General features: G+C 57.8%; 17 protein-coding genes. 12 read left to right on the top strand and 5 right to left on the bottom strand.

The genetic code is table 11. From position 1 onward, the window contains the following. Positions 1–181: 181 nt before the first annotated feature. Positions 182–2,521, top strand: a complete 2,340-nt coding sequence (locus IGS51_RS10235) for a S8 family serine peptidase (RefSeq protein ID WP_297078307.1) — start codon at positions 182–184, stop codon at positions 2,519–2,521. Between the two features lie 109 nt (positions 2,522–2,630). On the opposite strand, the gene IGS51_RS10230 is transcribed toward IGS51_RS10235, so the two are convergent. Next, a complete protein-coding gene (locus IGS51_RS10230) occupies positions 2,631–4,169 on the bottom strand; it encodes an FAD-dependent oxidoreductase (RefSeq protein WP_297078306.1) in 1,539 nt (512 codons plus the stop codon). A 288-nt stretch (positions 4,170–4,457) separates the two neighbouring features. Between IGS51_RS10230 and IGS51_RS10225 the strand changes: the two genes are divergently transcribed. The 8 genes from IGS51_RS10225 to IGS51_RS10190 all read left to right on the top strand — a co-directional run bounded on the left by IGS51_RS10225 (position 4,458) and on the right by IGS51_RS10190 (position 13,920). Then, positions 4,458–5,828: a heterodisulfide reductase-related iron-sulfur binding cluster gene (locus IGS51_RS10225; RefSeq protein ID WP_297078305.1), complete on the top strand. Its 1,371-nt coding sequence runs from the start codon at positions 4,458–4,460 to the stop codon at positions 5,826–5,828. Between the two features lie 70 nt (positions 5,829–5,898). Beyond that, on the top strand, positions 5,899–6,384 hold the full coding sequence (locus tag IGS51_RS10220) for an ABA4-like family protein (RefSeq protein ID WP_367279306.1): 486 nt from the start codon (positions 5,899–5,901) through the stop codon (positions 6,382–6,384). 446 nt (positions 6,385–6,830) lie between these two features. After that, complete coding sequence (locus tag IGS51_RS10215) at positions 6,831–8,186, top strand: S8 family serine peptidase (protein ID WP_297078303.1); 1,356 nt, start codon at positions 6,831–6,833, stop codon at positions 8,184–8,186. Between the two features lie 236 nt (positions 8,187–8,422). Continuing rightward, the gene (locus tag IGS51_RS10210; protein ID WP_297078302.1) at positions 8,423–9,160 is read left to right on the top strand and encodes a hypothetical protein; all 738 of its coding nucleotides are present in this window, start codon (positions 8,423–8,425) and stop codon (positions 9,158–9,160) included. Positions 9,161–9,368: 208 nt separating this feature from the next. Then, a complete protein-coding gene (locus tag IGS51_RS10205; RefSeq protein WP_297078301.1) occupies positions 9,369–9,575 on the top strand; it encodes a hypothetical protein in 207 nt (68 codons plus the stop codon). 235 nt (positions 9,576–9,810) lie between these two features. Next, complete coding sequence (locus IGS51_RS10200; RefSeq protein ID WP_297078300.1) at positions 9,811–10,629, top strand: fatty acid desaturase; 819 nt, start codon at positions 9,811–9,813, stop codon at positions 10,627–10,629. Positions 10,630–10,791: 162 nt separating this feature from the next. Next, complete coding sequence (locus tag IGS51_RS10195) at positions 10,792–12,789, top strand: alpha/beta hydrolase (protein ID WP_297078299.1); 1,998 nt, start codon at positions 10,792–10,794, stop codon at positions 12,787–12,789. Between the two features lie 27 nt (positions 12,790–12,816). Then, entirely contained in the window at positions 12,817–13,920 is a 1,104-nt protein-coding gene (locus IGS51_RS10190) for an AI-2E family transporter (RefSeq protein ID WP_172357800.1), read from the top strand. A gap of 109 nt (positions 13,921–14,029) precedes the next feature. Here the strand turns inward: IGS51_RS10190 and IGS51_RS10185 are convergent, their stop codons facing one another. Together IGS51_RS10185 and uvrB are read right to left on the bottom strand one after the other, a co-directional pair. Next, positions 14,030–15,058 (bottom strand): glycosyltransferase family 2 protein, encoded by a 1,029-nt coding sequence (locus IGS51_RS10185; RefSeq protein ID WP_297078298.1) that lies wholly within the window; start codon positions 15,056–15,058, stop codon positions 14,030–14,032. 413 nt (positions 15,059–15,471) lie between these two features. Continuing rightward, positions 15,472–17,532, bottom strand: coding sequence for an excinuclease ABC subunit UvrB (uvrB, locus tag IGS51_RS10180; protein ID WP_297078297.1), 2,061 nt, complete (start codon positions 17,530–17,532; stop codon positions 15,472–15,474). A 246-nt stretch (positions 17,533–17,778) separates the two neighbouring features. Between uvrB and IGS51_RS10175 the strand changes: the two genes are divergently transcribed. Beyond that, positions 17,779–18,318, top strand: coding sequence for a phycobiliprotein lyase (locus IGS51_RS10175; RefSeq protein ID WP_297078296.1), 540 nt, complete (start codon positions 17,779–17,781; stop codon positions 18,316–18,318). Between the two features lie 106 nt (positions 18,319–18,424). On the opposite strand, the gene IGS51_RS10170 is transcribed toward IGS51_RS10175, so the two are convergent. Both IGS51_RS10170 and IGS51_RS10165 read right to left on the bottom strand, forming a co-directional pair. After that, positions 18,425–18,760 (bottom strand): DUF86 domain-containing protein, encoded by a 336-nt coding sequence (locus tag IGS51_RS10170; RefSeq protein WP_297078295.1) that lies wholly within the window; start codon positions 18,758–18,760, stop codon positions 18,425–18,427. Further along, complete coding sequence (locus IGS51_RS10165; protein ID WP_297078294.1) at positions 18,757–19,113, bottom strand: nucleotidyltransferase domain-containing protein; 357 nt, start codon at positions 19,111–19,113, stop codon at positions 18,757–18,759. The genes IGS51_RS10170 and IGS51_RS10165 overlap by 4 nt, the downstream gene beginning before the upstream one ends. A gap of 266 nt (positions 19,114–19,379) precedes the next feature. Here IGS51_RS10165 and IGS51_RS10160 point away from each other — a divergent pair, with 266 nt between their 5' ends. Then, entirely contained in the window at positions 19,380–21,158 is a 1,779-nt protein-coding gene (locus tag IGS51_RS10160) for a S8 family peptidase (RefSeq protein ID WP_297078293.1), read from the top strand. A gap of 303 nt (positions 21,159–21,461) precedes the next feature. Continuing rightward, positions 21,462–22,367, top strand: a complete 906-nt coding sequence (locus tag IGS51_RS10155; RefSeq protein WP_297078292.1) for a M48 family metalloprotease — start codon at positions 21,462–21,464, stop codon at positions 22,365–22,367. Positions 22,368–22,412 lie beyond the last annotated feature (45 nt).

The raw sequence follows: 22,412 nt of genomic DNA, 5'->3' as shown, positions 1-22,412 counted from the left end.
GGGCTAGGGGGGATCTCTGAGTGCTTAACATTACAGGCGATACCTTTTCAAACACTCTCTAAGAAATCTGACTAAGAAATCCGACTAAGAAATCTCGCAGAATCTCTTCTGGCAAGGCTCCAGGCTAGCTTGACGATACGGACAAACCTGATTTACCGCATCTATTACCTGGTCTATACCTATGTCTAAGTCCACTGCCCCCTCTGGATCGACGACTCCGCTCCGCCCGTTTCAGCTCCGCAAAGTTCAGCCTGCTCCGTCTGTTCCGTCTGCTCCATTCAATACTGCAAGTCTCCTCAGCAATCCGCCGCTTGACCCGCTCTTTTCTGACCAATGGCACCTAGTTAACACCGGACAAACTGGCGGCTTGCCCGGAATCGACATCAATATCGCAAACGTCTGGGAAGACTACACAGGCGCGGGTGTGAACGTCGGCATCATCGACGACGGTGTGGAATATATCCACGACGACCTGTTCCTGAATTACAACAGCGATTTGGAACTGGATGCCGCCGAAAACGACGGAGACCCCGCGCCCGGATCTATATTTGACTCTCACGGAACCTCGGTAGCAGGGCTGATCGCCGCTTCTGCCAACGCGGTTGGTGGGGTGGGTGTTGCGCCAGAGGCCAGTATTTCGGCGCTGCGGCTCGATTTTTGGACGCTCGACGAGTCAGATTTCATCACCCAGACCACAGCGGCGCTGTACCGAGCCGCCAACTTTGACGTGGTGAACAATAGCTGGGGCTACGTCTTCCCGTTCTATGACAATTTCTCTACCCCTGCCTACGAAGGCTTTGGCAATGCGCTGCAAAACGCTGCCGAAAACGGGCGCGGCGGGTTGGGAACGGTGGTCGTGTTTGCGGGCGGAAACGGGCGCATTTTTGGCGACAACGCCAACTATCACAACCTGGAAAACTCTCGCTTCACGATTGCCGTTGGGGCGATCAACCACTTCGGGGAATACACCTTCTACAGTTCGCCAGGAGCGAACCTGCTGGTGTCTGCGCCCGGTGGGGAATTTGACGACGGTATTGTTACCACTGACCTATCGGGACGGCCAGGAGACGACCCCGGCGACTACACTAGCAACTTTGGCGGCACCTCTGCCTCTGCCCCCATCGTCAGCGGGGTGGTGGCGCTGATGCTGCAAGCCAACTCGTCCTTGGGCTATCGGGATGTGCAGGAAATTCTGGCCTACTCGGCTCGCCAGACCGACGCGACCGATTTGGGCTGGTCGTTTAACGGCGCAAAGAATTGGAACGGCGGCGGGCTGCATGTCAGCCATGACTATGGATTTGGGCTGGTGGATGCCCATGCGGCCGTGCGCTTGGCGGAAACCTGGACGGCCCAGAGTACCTTCGACAATGAGCAGGTCGTGAGCGCCACCAGCACGCCAGACCTGGAGATCCTTGACCTGGATACGGTCAGCGACTCCATTACGATTACGGAGGGCCTGAAGATTGACCAGATCGAGGTGGTGCTGGATCTGGAGCATACCTATCTAGGCGATCTGCGAATTGTGCTGACTTCGCCCGACGGCACCGAAAGCGTGCTGGTGGCCAATCCCTTTAGCTTCGACACAGAAATCAAATTCACCCTGAGCAGTACCCACCACTGGGGCGAGACGGGTGTGGGCGACTGGACGCTGAGTATTACCGACGAGTTTGGGCTGGATACGGGCATTCTCAATAGTTGGACGCTGAAGCTCTACGGCGACGCGCTCAGCGAGGACGACACGTATATCTACACCAACGAGTTTGGCAAGTTCAGCGCGGATGCCAACCGCACGACGCTGACCGACACCGCAGGCACCGACACGCTCAACTGTGCGGCGGTGACCTCGAATCTGGAAATTGACCTGGCCCCAGGGGCGAATAGCCTGATTGCGGGTACGACGCTGAAGATCGCCGACGGAACCCTGATCGAAAACGTCTTTGGCGGCGACGGGGATGATGAGATTCGCGGCAACCTCCGCGACAACGAACTGCGGGGCGGACGGGGTGACGATAGCCTGAAGGGGCAGGCCGGCCGCGATCTGCTGGAAGGCAACCAGGGCGACGACATCCTGGAAGGAGGCGACGGGGCCGATCGGCTGTTGGGGGATGTGGGCAGCGATCGCCTCATTGGGGGGCGCGGCAACGACACGCTGAACGGCGGCGAAGGGAGCGATCGCTTCGAGTTTCGCGGCACGAGTCCCTTTTCGGCAGCCACTTTCGGCGTGGATACAATCGCTGATTTCAAATGGTTTGAAGGCGATCAGATTGTCCTTAGCAAGCGCGTGTTTACCACGTTAACCAGCAGCGTGGGCGATGGGTTTAGCAAGGCCAATGAGTTTGCCGTGGTGAATAGCGATCGCGCTGCGGGACGAAGCCGCGCCTTCATCGTTTATAACCAGTCCACAGGTGCCCTGTTCTATAACCAAAACGGCAGTGCCAACGGGCTGGGCGCAGGCGGCAAGTTTGCTTCGCTGGCGGGTACGCCCTGGATGGAGGGCATCAACTTTGCCATCGTTGCCTAGGGATTCTCTGCCCTGATTCAAATTCCAGGATTGATGGAGTCACCGTTGAGATGGGCGCTGGGCCTGTGTCTCAACGGTGCATTTTTATGCGTCTCTGCTGGGAAAGCGGCTAAAGCTGTGTCCAGCGGGAGCGCGATCGCCGAATTTCTTGCCAGGTTTCGAGCCAGTCTTGCAGGCGGGGCTGCTGGGCGAGGCGCTGCTGCTGCCAGGCGATCGCCGTTTGCCGCAAGATTTCTGCGGTGCTGGGGGAGGCGACGGGGAGTTGGGCGAGCGATCGCACGCGGCAGTGTTCCTGGAGGGCGATCGCCGCCGTAGACAGCGCTTCTTCCGCATCCAGCCCCGCCAGGTGGATGCCAAGGATGCGGCCATTGCGGCGGGCGATGAGTTTGCAGAATCCGGTGGGGGCTGCCTGCATGGGCGCTTTGGGGTTGAGCTGGAACGGCAGCGTTTGCACGACCACCTCGGTTCCGTGGCAATCGCGCCAGCGTTGCAGAGCAAGATCGCGGGCCTCGGCTTCGGTCAGCCCGATGCTGGCGATCGCAGGCTGCGTTGCAATCACCATCGGCAGCAGTTCCGGGCGCAGATGGCGATTGGGCAAAAACACGGCATTGCGGACGGCAAGCTGGGCCTGCTGGCGAGCGGCGCTGGGACTGGTGCAGGCAAAGATTCGCGCATTAAAGGTTTGCAGTGTCGGGTAAACTCGCAGCCCGTCTGCCTCTAGGCGAATATTCGCCGCTTCCAGGTTCAGCCCGTCCCAGTCGGGCACAGGCTCCCCTGCATTTAGCAGGCAATCCACAGTCTGCGCTCCGTCTGGCAACGCCAGCTTCACGGTTCTGGCGTGGGTATGAACCTGGGTCAGCGTGTCTGTTGGGTAGATTGCGATGCCGTCTGCCTCCAGCGAGGCCAGCAGCAGGCGGCGGAGGTCAGCATCGAGGCAGGCAATCCGGCTCCGCGAGGCGGGGGGCAACCGTCCACCAGGAAGCCCGCTGTGGCTTACAGCATTCGCGGCCAAATCCAGCAGCAGCGTCACTTGGCTGCCCAGGCGATGCAGCGCTTGCGCCAGCTCTACGGCCCGTGCGCCCTCTCCCCAAACGGCAATTCGCCCAGGCAGTTGAGAACGGTCAGGATGCCAAAACTCTGCCGGAGTCTGGGCAAGGGTCTTCATTTCGGCCATGGCGTTGAAGTTCCCATTGAAGTTCCCAGCCTCTAGCGGACGCACCCGATTCCCTGGAGCCAGCAAATACGCCCGCGATCGCAGCGTCCGCTCTCCTGCCCGCACGCCCAGATGCGGCCGTCGAAAAAATTCGCCCTGCCCCACCACCACATCCACGCCCGCCGCTGCTACCTGCGAGAGCGAGGTCTCTTCTGCCAGGTCGGTTGCTACGACCTCTGCCCATTGCCGCACCGCTGCCCACGCAGGCGGCGATGAAAACGCCGACAGTCCCATCTGCGCCAAGCGCGATCGCCCCTCTATCAAGCGCCCAATCTGTATCCACGCCTGATGCTGCCAGTCTTGCCGCAGCGCCGCCTCGGCCTCATCCGGCTCCACCAGCGCCACCCGCGCCTGTAGCATTCGTGCGGCGATCGCCGCTTCTCGCGCTGCCAGAGAGCCGCCGAGGATGATCAGGTCGTAGTCGAGAGGGGGCATGGGGGAAGAGGGAAGAACGAAGAACGAAGAACGAAGAACAAAGAGGGAAGAACGAAGAGGGAAGAGGGATTGAGTGGGGGTGTTTGTGGATTGCGCTTATCTCGTTCGTGGCTCCCCTTCGCCTATCCCTTGTATCTTAGAAGGCAAGCGGCACGCTGATTTGCCTCAAGTTGGCTCATACTGAGGATGAGATGAGGATGAGTCCGGGAGGATGAGTCCAGATTGACGCTGCCCAACCCTCTGCAACTCGAACCGGGGTTGACTTTTCAGATCATTGCCCATTTCCCTATGCAAACCTCTGAGCCGTCCATTTCCCTTAGCAATCTCTCCTTTAGCAACCTCGACCCGACGGCCGACCTGCCGGGGTTCGACGCGCAGGAGCCGCCCGACCCCAAGCTGATTGATGCCTGCGTCCACTGCGGGTTTTGCCTCTCGACCTGCCCCAGCTATCGGGTGATCGGCAAGGAAACCGACTCGCCCCGCGGCCGAATCTACCTGATGGACGCGATTAATGAGGGCGATGCGCCGCTGGCGGCCAGCACGGTACAGCATTTTGATAGCTGTCTGGGATGTCTGGCCTGCGTCACCACCTGCCCCTCTGGGGTGCAGTATGACAAGCTGATCGCCGCGACGCGCCCGCAGATCGAGCGCAACTTCGAGCGATCGCTCCCCCTGCGTCTGCTGCGCCGCCTGATCTTTTCGCTGTTTCCCTATCCCAGCCGAATGCGACTGCTGATGCGGCCCGTGGGGTTATACCAAAAATCGGGTTTGCAAAAACTCGTGCGATCGCTCGGCATTTTGCCCCAACTTGCGCCCCAGCTTGCGGCTATGGAGGCACTATTACCGCCCCTCTCGCCCCAAGCGTTTCAAGATCGCCTGCCAGAATTTGTCCCTGCTCAGGGCAAGGCGCGGTATCGCGTCGGGCTGATTCTCGGCTGTGTGCAGCGGTTATTTAACCCAGAGGTGAACGACGCGACGGTGCGCGTGCTGACGGCCAATGGCTGCGACGTGGTGATTCCCCCAGCGCAGGGCTGCTGCGGCGCACTGTCGCACCATCAGGGGCAAGAGCAGCAGGCCCAAGACCTGGCCCGGCAGATGATCGACACCTTCGAGCGGGCAAAGGTGGATTTTGTGCTAATCAACGCTTCTGGCTGTGGGCACACGCTGAAGGAATACGGGCACATTTTGAAAGGGGATGCGGCCTATGGCGATCGCGCTCAAGCCTTTGTGCAAACCGTCAAAGACGTACAGGAATTTCTCGCCGAAGTCGGGCTAACGGCCCCGCTGCATCCCCTGCAAGACGACCCGCTGACGCTGGTCTATCAAGACGCTTGCCACATGCTGCATGGGCAGAAGATTAGCCTGCAACCGCGCCAGCTTTTGCGGCAAATTCCCGGCGTGCAGCTTCGGGAACCCATCGATGCGGCCCTCTGCTGCGGCAGCGCGGGCGTGTACAACATTCTGCAACCCGAAGTGGCCGAGGAACTGGGGCGGCAAAAAGTCACTAATCTGCTCAACACGGGCGCATCGGTCATTGCCTCCGCCAACATCGGCTGCTTCGTGCAAATCAGCCGCCACCTGGAACGCCAGGGAAAGTCGGTTCCTGTGCTGCATCCGATGCAGTTGCTCGATTGCTCGATTCGCGGCGTGGGGGTGTGAAATCGCGTCTCCCCATTCCGGTTCTCGTCCCTTTTTTTGCTCTCCCCAACCCGTCACCCACTCGTCACCCATCATGCTCGAACTCCTTTTTAACGCTGCGAACCTCTTCGTGCTGCCCTTCTGGGCGCTGATGATTTTCTTGCCCAACTGGGGTGTGACGCGCCGAGTGATGCAGTCCTACCTGCCCTTTGTGGCGCTGGCGGGGCTGTATGTGTACCTGTTTGCCAGCAATCTCACAACTACATCTGCTGAAGAGTTTGCCAGTGCCCAGCTTGCAGACATTGCGCGGCTATTTAGCAATGAGGCGATCGCCGCGACGGGCTGGGTGCATTATCTGGTGATGGATTTGTTTGTGGGGCGCTGGATTTATTGGGAAGGACAGCGGACAGGCGTGTGGACGGTGCATTCCCTGGCGCTGTGCCTGTTTGCTGGGCCGATGGGGCTGCTGTCGCACCTGATCACAAGCTGGCTCTGGCGCAGCAAATCGCCGGAAACTGCCCCCTCGGAAGCAGCCACCGCCTCACCCGACTCGACCCAGGTCGGCTCCTCAACCTGAGTTCCGATTAATACCCGAACAGCCTCCCGAAATTGCCAGAAAACGGCCAGAAGCCGACTTGTTTTTGTAGGGGAACTATCTTGCACCAAATGTCGCCATCAGAACTGGGGGGACGGGCCCGCCAGTCAGATTCGAGCGGCGATCGCTACTATACAGGTGCATGGCAGGGCTGGGGAATTCGGTTCGGGACTGGAGTAGCAGAGAGAACCCGCAATCCAGATTTAGTTGATATCATATAATAGTATCAACTGCTCCTGTGTAATGCAGAGTGGGGCGATCGCCCAAAAACTCCGTAAAACCACCGGGATGGGCGATCGCGCTGATGAAGATTACTACAGGGCTTGCATTGGGGACATGCATTGCAAAAGCCGACTGTGCCCGGTTTTGCTACAACACTGGGCGACGAACTAGGACACCAGCGAACCAGAAGGGGAGGTTCATAACCGATGAGCATCGAAGATAAGATCTCGCCTGCCTTTGACCCGCTGCTTGCCGAGCGAAAATCCAACGAAAAGATCGATGCAATCGTCATCTACGAATCTCCCAAGCTAGAAGACTTGCCGACGCTGGAGGAATTGCGAAGCAACAAAACGCGCCTAAGCTATCTCAAAGAGCGGGCCAAGCATCAGCAGGCGATCCAGGCGCAGTTGTTTGAGAGCTATCAGACCCAGGGAGCAAAGCATTTCCAGAGCCACGAAGAACCAGCGATCGCCCAGATTGGCTCTGGAGCCTTGCCGGTGGCAGCCGTCGAGGTAACCCGCAGTTCCCTGCCCATGCTGGCCCGCCATCCCAACGTGGTTGCCATTTTGCCCAACCAGCGCGTTAGGCTGATCCAGCCGCAGGATGTGTCCTACGAGTTGCCCGATCGCCAAGAGCTAGAGCAGGGCGCAACCTGGGGTCTGCAATATCTGGAAATTCCCGAACTGTGGGAAACTACCAAGGGCGCGGGCGTGCGCGTGGCCGTGCTGGATACGGGCGTTTATGGCGAACACCCGGCGCTTCAGGATCGCGTGAAAGAGTTTGTGGTGATCGATCCACTCGGCCGCACGATTAAGACCTCGGCCAGCTTCGACAGCGACCAGCACGGCACGCACGTCTGCGGCACGATCGCAGGGGGGCAAACGCCGCAAGGACTCGCCATTGGGGTTGCGCCAGAGGCCGACTTGGTAGTGGGCAGTGTGCTGAACGGCTCTGGCACAACGATCGCCCTAGTGCGCGGCCTCGTGTGGGCGGTGGAAAACGGAGCGCAGGTGATCAATATGTCCCTTGGGTTCAGTTACTACGACCCCCGATTTGGGCTGATTTTTGAGGAACTGATGCAGCAGTATGGGATTGCCTCAGTGGTGGCGATTGGCAACAGCAACCACGGCAATTCTTGTTCTCCAGGGAATGCCTACAGCGCCTTTGCGGTCGGCGCGGTGGGTCGCATGTCTCGCAACCGAGCCGATGTCGCCTTTTTCAGCAGCGGAGCCAGTCTGGTCTATCCCGACCCCAACCATCAACTGGTGACGAAGCCCGATATCGTTGCCCCTGGCTGCAATGTGTATTCTTGCATTCCGCCGGAGGGCGAATCGGAAGGGCACGAGTATGCCGTGATGGATGGTACTTCGATGGCTACACCGCACGTTTCTGGGGCGATCGCCCTGCTGATGGCCGCCAAGCCCGACGTACCCACGACCGCAATCCTAGAAGCCCTCTGCCAGACCGCCAAACATCCCGATGGCGACAAATATCGTCCCGACAATCGCTGGGGCTATGGACTGATTCAGCCGCTAGAAGCGCTCAAAGCGCTGAATTCCTAGCGAATTTCTAGCCAAAACTTCAGTTCTTCATAGGAGTTTCATAGACATACGCAGTGGGAAGGTTAATTTGCTGGATGCGCTGCCTTGCGGAACCTTCTGTCTTGCGTCATACTGCGCTTGGCAGAGTTTTCTGAAGTTTCTGTCATTGCTTTGAGTTTTCGGATAGGCTGAAGGAACACACTTGGGTTGCAGATCATTGTCTCCGTTTCCAAGGTGAGCTTGAGGTTGGCTGAGCTATGGCAGACGCGCTGCGAGATACGGACGGCTGGTTGAATCGCGATGTAGGTTCTCTAGGTTCTCTGGAGTCTTCGCCTATGCCGCAGACGGAGGCTTTACTGGGTTGCCATGCCGCTTATCGAGAGGGTCGGGAAAGCGTCAGTCATGGCACAGGTCGTCAGGGCGATCGCGCTCAAGAGCGTGTTCAAGATCGCGTTCAAGATAGCTTGGCTAGAAACAACGCGCCTGAAATCGAGCCTAGAATCGAGCCTAGAAATGAAACTAAAGAGACTAAACCTATCGAGCCTGAAATTCGCGTTGGTTCACCCAAGCATCTGTCCAAAATCAGCCCAGAATTTGGCGCACGGCTGGAGCATCTGAAGCCTCAGCAGAAAATTCGGGCGGTGGTGATGCTGGAAACCGATCGCTCTGAGGTTGGACGAGGGCCAGGTAGCCCGATGCCGCCTGCCCCAGCCCGCCGCCAAACGCCAGAGGAACGACAAGCGGCGATCGCCCGCATTCGCGCAGCCGCCCAGCGCTCTCTGGAGGAGATTCGCCCCATTTTGGAAGCCTTTCACGCCAATTTGCTTGCGCCCTCTCCCGACGCGGTTGGCGCAGTTCCAGTCGAAATTGACGCGGCAGGCATTCCCGTACTGGCCCAGTCCAATCGGGTTCGCACGATTTTGGAAGACCAGGAAATCCACACGATTGACGGTTCGCGAGTGCGGCGATCGCGTCCTTTGCCCTTCTCTCGCTGAGTCAGTTTATCTCTAAAAATTAGGTCTTTCTTGGATTCTTCTCGTTTCGATCTGCCTGCGCGGTTGCAGTCTGCTGCATTTGTTGCACGGGGTAATTTGGAGGGTGCATCCCACTTTTGTACCCCTCACCCTAAATCCCTCCCCCGCTTTGGGAGAGGGACTTCCGATTTGGCTCCTTTTCTCCCGTTTTGGGAGAAGGGGCCGGGGGATGAGGGCAATCTTGCAGAACTGGGATGCGCCCAATTTGCAGTGCCTATCTGCGCTCCAATTCGCGCCCCAGTTCACGCCCCAGTTCACACCCCAATTCGCGCCCCAGTTTGCACCCCAGTTTGCACCCCAGTTTGCACCCCAGTTTGTATCCGACTCTGTGCCAATCTTCCCGCTAGTATTCCTGTGTGTGGCGGGCTTTCCTTGACCCAGCGACCATTCCCCGAAATGATGAGCTTGGGGCGGAGTGGATGCGCCTGTGCCAATTTTGGATTTTAGATTGGCGATTTTGGGCTGCCCATCTAGTTGCCCCGCTAATTGCCCCACTAGTTGCTCATCTAGCGGCTCATCTAGCGGCTTAGCCAAGCGCATGTGACCTGCTCCTCAGCCCAAACCCCTAGCCCCTTGACCCCTGACCCTTTATACAGTTTTCGTTGGATTTTATGACTATTGCTCCGTTGACTCGACAAAAGCCCCGATACGTCGTCCTGCTGTTTATGGTGGGCGTGCATTTGGGGGCGCTGCTGGCGCTGTTGCCAGGAATGTTTAACTGGGGGGCGATCGCCCTCCTCGTCTTTCTGCATTGGGTGACAGGCGGATTGGGCATCACCCTGGGCTGGCATCGGCTCGTTAGCCACCGCAGCTTTCAGGTGCCCAAGTGGCTGGAATATCTGCTGGTGTTTTTTGGCACGCTGAGTATGCAGGGCGGCCCGCTGGAGTGGGTGGGGCTGCACCGCCATCATCATGTCCATTCGGATCAAGAGCGCGACCACCACGATTCTGGGCGCGGCTTTTGGTGGAGCCACATGGGCTGGATGTTTTACGACGTGCCCGCCATGGCCGAAACCGACCGCTACACCCGCGACATTGCAGACGATCCGGTTTATCAATTCTTTCAGCGCCAGTTTTTCTGGATTCAGGTGGCGTTTGGTGGGCTGCTCTATCTGCTGGGCGGCTGGCCGTTTGTGGTGTGGGGCGTGTTTGTGCGGCTGGTGGTGGTCTATCATTGCACCTGGCTGGTGAACAGCGCCACCCATCGCTTTGGCTATCGCAGCTATGATTCGGGCGATCGCTCGACCAACTGCTGGTGGGTGGCCCTGCTGACCTACGGCGAAGGCTGGCACAATAACCACCACGCCTTCCAGTATTCCGCCCGCCACGGGCTGGCCTGGTGGGAGCTTGACCTCACCTGGGCGACGATCGCCCTGCTGCAAAAGCTGGGGCTAGCGACTCAGGTCAAGCTGCCTCATTCCAAAGCCTGAGTGCCGACCTAAGGCTTTGTTAACTTCTTGCACCAGACCAGACGCATGGTTCTAAAATTTCGGGAATATCCTGGCGCGGAATTTTAAGCTGCCGCGAGTTCTGGATCACTCTCCGGATCAACCACGGTCTGGAGCACCAACGGTCGCAGAAGGAGAACCTTCATGGGTGCAACACAGCTAGAGGAGGCGCTGCCCTATCGCTGGGCAGAGTCGCCAGCGGGGCGTGAGGCCTGTGCCAATGACCAGCGCTGGCTGGGGGGCATTGTGGCAAACGCGGCTCCTTTTTCGGACTGGTGGGCCAAGGCGCGAATCGTGCAGCTTGCCTACGAGCCGATGTATGACGCAGATCCCGCAGTGTATCAGGGAAAAGCCGACCCCAGGGCGATCGCCCATGCCCTCCACGACGAACTCAAAGCCTACGCTCAGGCGTTTGACTGGGCCCAGTGCCAGGAGCGCTACCCTGGCTTTTGCAAGCGCGTCGATGAAGATTATGTGATCAACACGCTCAACCACTGGAAGCGGCGCGAGTTTACCAAGGCGATCGGGCGAAATTTTGAGGTATATCGCTATTTGGGGCAGGCGGGCACAGAGGGCGAATGCGGCGAATGGTGTACCCAAAACACGTTTCTGGTCGTCAGCACGGCATCGGTGTCGCTGGCAGTCGAGCGATCGCTCCCCAATCCCAAGCTGTTTCGCCCGCTGTTTAACGTGGATGAGTTGGCGGAAATCATCCATCAGCGCAAAGTCCGCGCCCTGACGCTGCGAACCCACGGCTACGCCAACCCAGCGAGCGGCTTCTACAAGTTTTTGGCAGACGAGGCGAATTACCTCTTTGCCCGCCCCAAGCCTGGCGCGGAACCCACCGACACGCTGGGCGAAGACCATCTCTATATCGGCTATCACTGGCCCAGCGAACAGCCCGTGTTTAACCGGGGGCTGATGCGCGACTCGATGAGCAATCTGGAAATTTTAATGAAATTCCTGGGTAGCCTGCTGCTGCTCAGCTTCATTCCCAGCGTGGTGCTGATCGGCATGACCGAGCTTGCCGAAAAGATCGACCTCGTGCAGGATGTGGGGCCGCAGTGGCATCTGGCGATCGCCGCTGGGGTCTTTTTCCTGTGGCTGTCGCTGCTGATGCTGCTGCGGTCGGTGGTCTATCAGCGCGATCGCTACCGGGCGATTCACTACGGCGCACCGGATCTAGCAGAGTTTTTCTGGCGGCTAGACAAGTCGCTCAAGCGCCTCATGCTCCGGGATATGCGGCTGTCGGAACGTGACGACCGGGCCCAACTGGCCCTCAAGCGCGATCGCAAACTGGTGAACCTGATTGGCCACAGCATGGGCGGGCTGGTGCTGGTGAACGTGCTGCGGGTGCTGTCGGATCGCTTTGGCAAAGATGACCAGGAATCCAATGACGATGGACTGGGCGATTGCCTCAAGCTGGGCAAGCTGATCCTGGCCTCGCCCGATATTCCCCTGGAGCTGCTGCGGGAAGGGCGAAACAACTACGTCCGCTCTGCCATTCGCCGCTGCGAGCAGATTTACCTAATGTCGAGCGATCGCGACATTGTGTTGCGCTATCTCTCCACCCTGGGCAACTGGTTTAGCGAACCCAGCGTGGAAATGTCAGGTCTGCGCCTGGGCAACGTGTTTTTGCCGCCCAACCCAGAGAAAGAAATTCAAAAAACGCCCCGCCGCAAGCGCCGCCGAGAGCAGCTTAAGATTTTGCTGATTCGCAGCGCAATTTTGACTCGTCAGGCGGTGCGTCCCACGTCTGCCTACGATTTGTTTGAAAATTTCAGCTACCTGGACTGCTCCAAGATGAAGGGCGTGAACGCGGTTGCCCTGGAGCTCAACCCATTCACCGCGATTCCCATCGATGCGATTAACACGTTCTTCTATCTAACAGGGCGCATCGACGTGCATGGCGGCTACTTTTTCACCTATACGCCCACGTTCAAGCTGCTGCCTTTTTTGATGCAAGTCACTGCGCCCAGCGAAGAAGATGTCCGCCACGAACTGGATCGCTTTGATGAGCGCGACACGATTCGGTTTCTCTATCGCGCCATTCCCACACCGGGCAGCGTGGACATCGACACAAGCGTCGTCGAGTCGGACGAACAGAGCGACATCGCGATAGGATCATCAGAAGCGCCCTAACTTCTGGTTTTTGCCACTGCGTCCCTCATGCTTGAGTCGTTGAGTCGATTACCCCGCATTTTTACGATTGGGCTGATTTTCCCCGTCGTGTTTCTCAACGCTTGGCTGCTGCTGCTGTTTGCCCAGTGGCTCCAGCCGCTAATCAGCACCCTGATTGCCGCAACGCTCGTTTCTTTCTTGCTGGACTATCCCATCCGCTTTTTGCAGCAGCGCGGTGTGCGGCGCAGCATCGCTGTCGGAGTCGTGTTTCTGCTGTTCCTGATTGTGCTGAGCGTGCTGCTGGTGTTTATCGTGCCGCTGATTTTGCGCCAGTCGAACGAGTTGCTCACCCGCCTGCCAGAATGGCTGAAGTCTGGCCAGCAGCAGTTGAAATCTCTGGAAGCCTGGGCCATTGAGCAACAGATTCCCGTAGACCTGAGTACGACGCTGAATCAGCAAATCGAGCGGCTGACGGGCGTGCTGCGATCGCTCACCACGCAGGTCATCAGTCTGGTCTTTAGCGCCATTGGCAGCATTGTGAATATCTTCCTGACGGTGGTGTTCACGATTTTCCTGGTGCTGCGGGGCGAACAGCTTTGGGCGGGCATTTTGGGCTGGCTGCCGTCGCCCTGGGGCGATCGCATTCGGCAGTCGCTACCGCAAAACTTTGAGCGCTTCATTGTGGGACAGGCGACGCTAGCCACCATCATGGGTCTGTCGCAAACGGCGGCAATGCTGATTTTGCGAATTCCCCTGGCAGAGCTATTTGGCCTGGGCATCGGTGCGGCCAGTCTGATTCCCTTTGGCGGCAGCACGACGCTGGTGATCGTCAGTTCCCTGCTGGCGCTGCAAAACTTTTGGCTGGGTGTAAAAGTGCTGATCGTCGGCGCGGTGATTATCCAGATTTGCGAAAACCTGATCGGCCCGCGCATTGTGGGCGAGTTGACGGGGCTAAACCCAGTGTGGATGCTGATTTCGCTGGATATCGGGCTGAAGGTGGGCGGCGTGCTGGGGCTGCTGGTGGCCGTGCCGATTGCAGGCTTCATCAAGGCAACGGTGGACACGGTTCGCACCAATCGGGGCAACCTGCTGGAGGCGCTGCTGGCTAGCTCGGCTGCCTCAGAAAATCAGCCTGTGGATGTGGCGCAATAGCTAGCGCAATGGCTAGCGCAATAGCTAGCGCAGTTAGCACAATTAGCGAAATAGCCAGTGCAACAATTAGCGCAATGGCTATCTCGCGCAATCGTTGCAGGTTGGAGGATTACGGCTCTGAACCGCCGTGCGAGAAGGATTGGGGATGGGGCAAATCCTCGAAGCCACCTGCCTCGGCCAGGGTGTAGAGCGGGCGGCCGCGCACGTCTTCGTAGATGCGCCCGATGTATTCGCCGAGAATGCCAATGCAAATCAACTGCACCGCGCCCAGAAAAAAGACGGCGATCGCGATCGTGGCAAAGCCTGTCAGCCGTGAGTTGGGTTCAAACAAGCGCCAGTAGATCACCAGCCCCATCATCAGCAGGGCGATCGCCGCCGCTGCCATGCCCATATAGGTCGAAAGCCGCAGGGGAATAATCGAAAACGACACCAGCCCGTTGATCGCCAGCGCCAGCGACTTGCGGAAGGTATACTTCACCTCGCCCGCAAACCGGGGGTCGCGGTCAAACAGCACCGCCGTCTGCCGAAAGCCCACCCAGGCGCGGAGTCCGCGAATGTAGCGGTTGCGCTCTGGCATCCGATTCAGCAGGTTGACCACGGCCCGATCCATCAGGCAAAAGTCGCCCGTGTCCGTGGGAATATCCACATCCGCCAGCTTCCGCAAAATGCGATAAAAGCCGTAGGCCAGCCCGCGCTTGAGCAGACCTTCCTGTTTGCGGCGAGTCCGCTGGGCGTAGACTACCTGATAGCCTTCCTGCCACCGTTCCACCAGTTGCAAAATTAGCTCCGGCGGGTCTTGCAAGTCGGCATCCATCGTCACCACCGCTTTGCCTCGTGCAAAGTGCAGCCCCGCCGTCACTGCTGTCTGATGCCCAAAGTTTCGCGCAAAGCTGAGGTAGCGCACGCGGGGGTCTTGCTGATGCAGGTCGCGCAGCATGGATAGCGTGCGATCGCCGCTGCCGTCATCAATCAAAATTAGCTCTGCGTCTCCATCCAGCGACCCCATAACCCGGCTGACGCGGCGATATAGCTCTGGAATATTCGCCTCTTCGTTGTACACAGGCACCACGATGGAATATTTGGGGAAATCGCTGCATCGAGAACCCCCGGATTGTGACGACCTTGACTGTCCGAGCATGGGCGTGACGTGGGTGTGAGGTGGGTGTGAATAGAGTGGCGAATCGGGTTGCGAATGGGTCTACGAACCATTTTGGAATCTAGATCTCACCGTCAACTGACAAGCCGAAGAGACAACTCTCAAGCAATTGTGATACGGCTTTTGTGAGGCGGCTTTGAACGGGCGCATCCCAGTTCTGCAAGTTTGCCCTCATCCTCCAGCCCCTTCTCCTGCTCTGGGAGAAGGGGAGCCGGATTGGAAGTCCCTCTCCCGCTTTGGCAGAGGGATGTAGGGTGAGGGTTACAAAAGTGGGATACCCCCGCTTTGCACTAGGTTTGGTCGTTTATTTAGACATTGTTTATCTGGACATTGTTTATCTGGACATTGTTTATCTGGACATTAAAATTGAACCTTACACTAATTACACTTGAGGACTAACGACGACCCGTGAGGCGATCGCGCAATTGCTTGATTTTGTCGCGCATTTTAGCAGCCTCTTCAAACTCTAGCTTCTTCGCGGCTTCCTTCATTTCGGCTTCCAGCTTCACGATCAGGTCGGGAATATTCTCTAGGGGCAGATCCTCCGACTGGTCGATTATTTCCTCCAGTTCGTGGGCGCTGACTCGGCGCGACACTTCCAGAAATTGGAGAATCGCATTGTTTTGGCGACGCACGATCGGCTGCGGCGTAATGCCGTGTTTCTCGTTGTATTCCATCTGGATCTGGCGGCGGCGCTCGGTTTCCTCGATGGCTCGGGCCATGCTGTCGGTGAGGTTGTCGGCGTAGAGAATGGCCTGTCCCCGGACGTGCCGCGCTGCCCGGCCAATGGTCTGAATGAGCGATCGCTCTGCCCGCAAAAACCCTTCCTTATCTGCGTCCAAAATCGCCACCAGCGACACTTCTGGCAAGTCCAATCCCTCCCGCAGCAGGTTCACGCCGATTAGCACATCGAACGCCCCCTGACGCAAATCTTGCAGGATCTCGATCCGCTCGATGGAATTGATCTCGGAATGCAAATAGCGCACCCGAATACCACGCTCTTGCAAATATTCAGTCAGGTCTTCGGCCATGCGTTTGGTCAGCGTGGTGACCAGCGTGCGCTCGCCTTTTTCCACGCGATCGCGCACCTCGCCCAGCAAGTCATCGATCTGCCCCTCCGTCGGACGCACAAAAATTTCTGGATCAAGCACCCCCGTCGGGCGAATTACCTGCTCCACCACCCGCCCGGTTCCGCGAAGGTAAACACTCGATGCGTCTTTGCCTTCGCCCGTTGTTTCAAATACCCCATCCGACACCTGCAACTCCCAGTCGCCTGGTGTGGCTGATACAAAAATGCACTGATTCACTTTTTGCCAGAATTCTTCGTCCTTGAGGGGGCGGTTGTCGGCAGCGCTGGGCAGACGAAACCCGTGTTCGATCAGGACGGTTTTGCGAGCGCGATCGCCGTTATACATGCCCTTCAACTGCGGCAGCGTAACGTGCGATTCGTCAATCACCAGCAGCCAATCCTTGGGGAAATAGTCCAGCAAACACTCCGGCGGCGACCCGGCCGGGCGACCTGCCAAGTGTCGCGCATAGTTTTCCACGCCGTTGCAATAGCCCACTTCCCGCAGCATTTCTAAGTCGTAGCGGGTACGCTGCTCCAGTCGCTGGGCTTCCAATAACTTATTTTCGCTTTCCAATTCCGCCAGCCGTTCTTTGAGTTCATCCTGAATGGCGATGCAGGCCGCCTCTAGCCGATCCTCCGGCGTGACAAAGTGTTTGGCAGGATAAATGTTCACCGATTCCATGCTTTGCAGCGTTGCGCCCGTGATTGGATCGATATAGCGAATGGCATCGATTTCGTCCCCAAAAAACTCAATCCGAATGATGCGATCTTCATAGGCCGGGCCAATCTCCAAGACATCGCCTTTGACCCGGAATCGGCCCCGACCCACGTCCAGGTCATTGCGCTCATATTGCACGGTGGAGAGATCGCGCAAGATCTGCCGCTGATCCGTCTCCATGCCCACGGCAAAGCGAACCGATGCGTTCAAATACTCTGCCGGAATTCCCAATCCGTAAATGCAGCTAATGGAGGCCACTACGATTACGTCTTTGCGCTCAAACAGCGATCGCGTTGCAGAATGGCGCAGCATGTCGATTTCTTCGTTAATCGACGCGGTTTTGGCAATGTAAGTATCCGTCACCGGAATATAGGCTTCCGGCTGGTAATAGTCGTAATAGCTGATGAAATATTCCACTGCGTTGTCAGGGAAAAACTCGCGCAGCTCATTGCACAACTGCGCCGCCAGCGTTTTGTTGTGGGCCAGCACCAGCGTCGGCTTGCCCACGTTCTGAATCACACGAGCGATGCTGTGGGTTTTGCCCGTGCCCGTTGCGCCCAGCAGGGTTTGGTAGCGGTGTCCCTGCTGCACGTAGTCGGTGAGTTGGGCGATCGCCCTTGGTTGGTCGCCCTTTGGTTCAAACGGTGCCTGAATGTTGAACGATGACATACCCGTTGTTAAATTGCAGAGAACAAGCGGCCTTCTTACATCATGCCGGATTTGCCCCTTTTCGGGGTTGGATGGGAACAATATCCCTGGGCGATCGCTGAGAATAATTACCCATCCAGGGGGCCCTAAAAGCTTGGCCCCTGGGTTATATTAAAAAGAATTACAGAAACGCAAGCACGAATTGACAAAAGTGCAGGTTTCCCCATTTACTCTATTAACCTTAGTTGCGAGTGTGAGGACAGTTCGGTGACGTTTCAGCCTTCTTTGACCACGACCGCAGGCGATTCCCAAATTGCCGAATTCTTTCAGCAGTCTGCTGGCGAATGGCGCTCTGAGCGGCGCTACTATACCCTGCCCGACGGCGAAACCAAGGAAATGGTCAGCCAGATTCAAGTCCGCTTTTTGACCCAGGGCTGCGACGAACTGCGCCACCTCGCCCGCCTGCACGAACTGGAAGATGACACCTGCCTCACCTGCGGCACGGAGGTCGCCTGGAATAGTGCCGAAGCGCTATCGGGACGCACCCAGTCCAGAGGCTCTACCCTCTTCGGCGCGATGGGAAATCTGCTGTACCGCGATCGCGGCTTTGCCACCACCAAGCCCGTCACCGCACTCTACTACTTCACCAATCCCCAAACCCTCTGCCTCCGCACTGAATACAAAGGCTCCTCCTTCGAGGAGGAAATCAAGCTCATCGGGCAACTCTACCGCACCCGCCAGACCATCATCACCCGCGAAGGCGAACAGCAGATGATTGGGCAATACCTGGAAAAGCGAATTGTTTAGAGACTGGGAATAGGGGCAGCTTTGAAGCAACTCTGGCCTATCTAGCTGCCAAGTTCACGCAGAATTGCACGTAGAGAACTAGCCGCTATATGGCTCAAGACCCTGCTTATTCGAGAGAAGCTTCGAGCTGAGCAATAAGCGATGGCAAATTGTAGGTCACTGTATTCCAAACAATATTAAAGTTGACATCGAAGTAGGCATGAACGACGCGATTTCTCACGCCTATAATTTCACTCCAGGGAATATCTGGAAACTCTCCCCGATGCTCTGGAGATATGTTTGCTGCGGCTTCGCCAAAAATTTCAATCAGCCGAACGATTGCCAGTGTTAGCACTTCGTTTGACTCCAAATCAGCTTGAGTTTTACCCTGTGTAAATTCGCAGGCTTTTTTGGAATAGTCCAGCATATGTTGCAGGCGAGTTGTATCGTCAATTTTGGTCATGTTCGCGCATATTGAGTAACAGCTTCATCAATTACTTCTTGCCGAAAATAACGGCTGAGTTCCTGAGGTGTTCTGAGATCCGCTTTCCTACCAATCATGGTAGATAGCTCATTTTCGATACGAACAATTTCAAAATATCCAATGCAAGCTTCTGGCAAAAATTCCACTAGGAAATCGACATCGCTGCGATCTGGATCAAAATCGTCGCGCAGGATGGAGCCAAATAGCGAGAGTTTGCGAATGCGGTGCTTCTGGCAAAAATCTGCAAGCTTGGCGCGATCCAGCTTGATGTGTGTCAGGTTTGCTGCGAGGGCTGGAGCAATGCGATCCGGCAACAAAGGAGAAGATGTCATAGGGCGAGATCTGGTAACAGTGGGGAGCGTGGAGAAATCGTCTGGGTGCTGGACTCACTTCTCATTTTCGCTGAGTTTTGCGCTTCGATGATGGCACCTCCGGCTTGCAATGGCTGTTAATCCTGAACCCCAGACTTGAAGCAATTTAGAGCGAATTAAAGCGAATTAAAGCGAAAGTTTCTCAGTTGCGTTTCTTAACTCCGCCCTCCAACTCCGCTAGCGCCTGAGCTATCGTTAGGAAGAAACACTTCCTGGGAGTCGGAGCGATGGGACGGCTGTGGTGGATTGGGCTGTTTTTGGCGGGGCTGATCTTGGCGCTGGGTCATGTGCCGGGGCTGGGCAGTCGGGGCGAGTATGAGTCGATTGTGCTGGACTTTCGGGATGACTTGACGGCGGCAGAAGTGGAGCAGCAGCTAGGGGCGATCGCCCAGCAGTTCAGCATCACACCCCGTCTCAACAGCGCTTTTTCCGAAGCTGAGCAAGTTTACATTTTGCCAGGGGATCAGCAAACCCTGCGATCGCTCCGCCGCTCTGACCTGCGTCGCTATACAGAATCCATCGACCCCAACTATATCTATCGCACGCTGGACGTGCCCAACGACCCCGACTATCCCAAACAGTGGAATCTCCAGACCCTTCAGATGGAATCTGCCTGGAACGAGAGCAAGGGCGCGGGCACGACCATTGCCGTCATCGACACGGGCATCGCGCCTGTGCCCGATTTGCAGCAGACCAAGTTTGTCCCCGGCTACGACTTTGTAAACGACCGGGAAGAGGCGATCGACGACAACGGCCACGGCACCCACGTCGCCGGGACAATTGCCCAATCCACAAACAACAATCTCGGCGTGGCGGGCATTGCCTACGAAGCCAGCCTGATGCCGCTGAAGGTGCTGGGCGCGGAGGGTGGCGGCACGGTAACGGACATTGCTGAGGCGATTCGCTTTGCTGCCGACCACGGGGCGGACGTAATTAACCTCAGCCTGGGTGGGGGTGGCGACGCGGGCGTGATGCGGGATGCCATCGACTATGCCCACGGCAAAGGCGTGGTGATTGTGGCTGCGGCAGGCAACGCCAACACCAACGCCGCCGGATTTCCCGCCCGCTATGGCAACGTGATTGCCGTGTCGGCCGTGGATGCCACGGGAGCCAAAGCGCCATATTCCAACTTCGGCGCGGGCGTGGACATTGCTGCACCGGGCGGCGCGTTTGAGGGCGAAAACGACGCAGGCGGCATTTTGCAGCAAACCATCGATCCGGAGACGGGCGAACCCGTGTTTCGTGCCTTCCAGGGCACCAGCATGGCCGCGCCCCACGTTGCCGCTGTTGCTGCGCTGGTGAAATCCGTAGGCATTACGGAACCGGAGGCGATCGCCCAAATCCTCAAATCCTCCGCTCGCCAGGTTACGGAAGACCCGCTCAACCACTTCGGCGCAGGCCGGCTGGATGCCAACGCTGCGGTGCGCCTGGCCCAGCAGGAAAATCTGGACGTGAAAGACTTCCTGCGCTGGCTGCGCGACAATGGCTATCTCAACCTGCGCTTCTGGTTTGATGGCGGCGCGGTGGCGCTGTTGCCCAAGCTGGGCATGGTGCTGGGGTCATACCTGCTGGCGTGGCTGCTGCGGCGCTATGTGCCCGTGCTGAGCCTGTCGCTGGGGCTGGGCCTGGTCGCAGGCAGCAGCGGCTTTTTCCCGTTCCGGGGTTTCTATATCTACGACCTGCCGCAATATCCCTTCCGGCTTTTGGGTAGCTCGATTCCTGAACTGGGCGGCGCAATATCCGGCAGTGCAGCACTGAACCCGCTCTTCGCCAGTGTACTGATTCCGTTTGGGCTAGTGGCGCTGCTGCTGGGCCATGCCTGGGGCAAGTGGGTGGCCATCGGCGCAACGCTGGGTGTGGCGGCCTGTTTGGGCATTAGCGCGGTGGTCGACCCGCAGGTGATGGGATTGGGCACAGGGGCGATCGCCCGTGGATACTTGGCGTTAAACGCGCTGCTCTGTGTGGGTCTGGCAACTCTGGCGGCCAAGGCGGCTGCCCGCGCCTAGTTCCCCACCTCCCTCTTTAAGAATCCCTCTAGCGACTTACGCAGGGGGACGATTTCTCAAGAGCTGCACCCGCGAGAAATCGTCCAAAACCCAGAAAGCTTATTGCCGGTGCGTAAGTCCTGTCCCACTTTGGAAAGGGATGGCGGCGACTGCCGACTGTTAATATTCTTTCCTCAGATAGACCCTGCTAGAGCAAGCATCTGCGATGCTATAGACACTCGAAAGTCAACCTGTCGATTGACTGGATTTACACGGTAGAGTTACACGGGTTTACACGAATTTACACGAATTTACAAGGGTTCTATGGCTGGGATCAATCAGTTCAAAACGCTGGCGCTGCTGGCCTTGCTCAGCGGCTTGATTGTGCTGGCGGGCTATTTGCTGGTGGGCGATGAAACGGGTCTCTATTACGGGCTGGCATTTGCGGCGCTGAGCAGCTTCGGCTCCTGGTACTATTCCGACCAGGCGGCACTGGCGGCGTTTCAGGCCAAGCCCACGCCGCGAGAAGAGGCTCCAGCGCTGTACGACCGCATTGAAAAACTGTGCGATCGCGCTGGGCTTCCCATGCCTGCGGTGTATATCGTGCCGTCAGAGTCGCCCAATGCCTTCGCCACCGGCCGCGACCCCAATCACGCGGCGATCGCCCTCACCGAAGGCATCATCAAGCTGCTGCCGCCAGACGAGCTGGATGCTGTTATTGCTCATGAACTCACCCACGTCCGCAACCGCGATACGCTGACGCAGGCTGTGGCGGGAACCCTGGCCGGATCGCTCACCTACCTGGGGCGCATCCTGACGCTGGGCGCACTCTATTTCCCGGTGTCGCGGGCGGGGCGACGCGGCAACAATCCCCTGGCAATTTTGTTTTTGCTGGTGGTGGGGCCGATGGCGGCGGGGCTGATCCAGATGGCGATTTCTCGCACGCGGGAGTTTGCCGCCGATGCCGGAGCCGCCGAGATCACGGGCGATCCCCTGGCACTGGTTCGCGCTCTGGAGGCCCTAGAAGCGACAGGACAGAAGGTTCCCATCCACGGCAATCCCGCCTTTGCACCGCTATTCATCGTGAATCCTCTATCGCGGGAAGGGCTGATGACGCTGTTCATGACGCACCCGCCTGTTGAAGAACGGATTAAGCGGCTAAAGGAAATGGCCGCACAAGCCGCGAGTTCAGAGACGAATCCGCCGACCGCGTTGAGTCCGTCGGTGTAGGAAGAGGGAAGAGGGAAGAACGAAGAGGGAAGAGGGAAGAACGAA

The sequence above is a fragment of the Thermoleptolyngbya sp. M55_K2018_002 genome (assembly GCF_015295965.1).
GTDB classification, from domain to species: domain Bacteria; phylum Cyanobacteriota; class Cyanobacteriia; order Elainellales; family Elainellaceae; genus Thermoleptolyngbya; species Thermoleptolyngbya sichuanensis.
Note: the sequence above shows the minus strand (reverse complement) of the source record. Positions and strands in the feature narration are given on the sequence as shown.